Source organism: Corynebacterium minutissimum, assembly GCF_000805675.1.
In the GTDB taxonomy this organism is placed as follows: Bacteria; Actinomycetota; Actinomycetes; order Mycobacteriales; family Mycobacteriaceae; genus Corynebacterium; species Corynebacterium minutissimum.
In genome coordinates, this window is the sequence record NZ_JSEF01000033.1 from 1 (window position 1) to 1,268 (window position 1,268).

The following is a 1,268-nucleotide window of genomic DNA, read 5'->3' on the forward strand; positions in this document are numbered from 1 at the left end:
GCGCCGTTTGTACATCCGGTAGTTTCCCCGCAGTCTGCCGCAGAGGCGCAGGCTCAAACCTCCGGCACGGTTGCTGCTACCCCGGCTACGGATCCGTCTAAGTTGATCGAAGCGGATGGTATCGCCAACGGTTACGTCGATAGTCGAACTGACATGACCAACGCTTTCGCAACGCTGTCCGGTGTTATCGGCCTGAAGGAAACGAGTGCGTCGACTTCCCTGATTGGAACTATGGGCGTCAATGACGCCACGGTGTACATGCAGTTCAAGGATGTTGATGGCACGATTTCGCCGATCTACACTGCGAAGTCTCACCAGCTTGGCAGCGCCGCCGGTAACTACGTGTTTGATCTTCGTGCGAAGGATGAGGACGGCAACCTGCTTTCCCACCCGGACAGCCCTGTGCCGGGTGGTGAGTATTCCTTCGTTGACGCTAACGGTAAACCTCACCTCTTCCGCGCTGAGCGCGGTCAGGAGTACCGCCTTTGGGTCGATTCGCCGCTGGAGAATGAGGAAACTGGCAACGACCTGGGTTACGTTCGCCAGGCTGGTGGCGGTGTTCCGGGTGCGTGGGCACCTGTCACGCAGGGTACTGCAAACGGTGCGTTCTACCTTGAGGGCACCAACATGCAGCGTACCGGTGTGTTCTTGGAGGAGCGTGCGCCGAGCGTTTCGGAAAACTCCTACATGGTGAGCCCGGAGTTTTCCATGGATAAGTTGGGCTATGAGAAGCCCGCAGCGGGGATGACCCCGTATACCTTCACCGGTCGCGTCTGGTCCGACGCGGAAGGTGGCCCGGACCGTAACGAGACCGGCCCGCTTTATAAGTGGGATGGCGATCAGCCGATCGAGGGTGCGAAGGTCTACGCCTCGGTTCTTTCCGACGACGGCATCAAGGAATACGACCGTTTGGCGATTGCCGATATGCCGTACCGTGAGCAGGCGGCCGCTACCAAGGCCATGATTGAAAATATGCGGGCGAACGGCAAGGAGCCGATCCTGAAGACCGTCGGCGCTGAAACCGATGCGGAAGGCCGTTACACCATCCGCATGGGTCAAATCGTCGAAGACCGTCCAGCTAAGTATACGTACATTTGGGCTGAGAATGACGGCAAGGTTCTCAACTCCTTCGGTGGCTTCCCGACGCCGGTTTTCCAGAAGGTGAACGGCAATGCGGGTGAGAACCCGAACTGGGGCGGCGATGTTGGCATCCCTTCGTTTGCTAAGCAGCGTTGGTACAACATCAACTTTGCTGAGGTTCAGGCCGA

1 pseudogene is annotated in these 1,268 nt (G+C 58.3%); it reads left to right on the forward strand.

From position 1 onward, the window contains the following. Positions 1–1,268 (forward strand): annotated as a pseudogene (locus tag NX84_RS13050) (hypothetical protein); the annotation flags it as partial.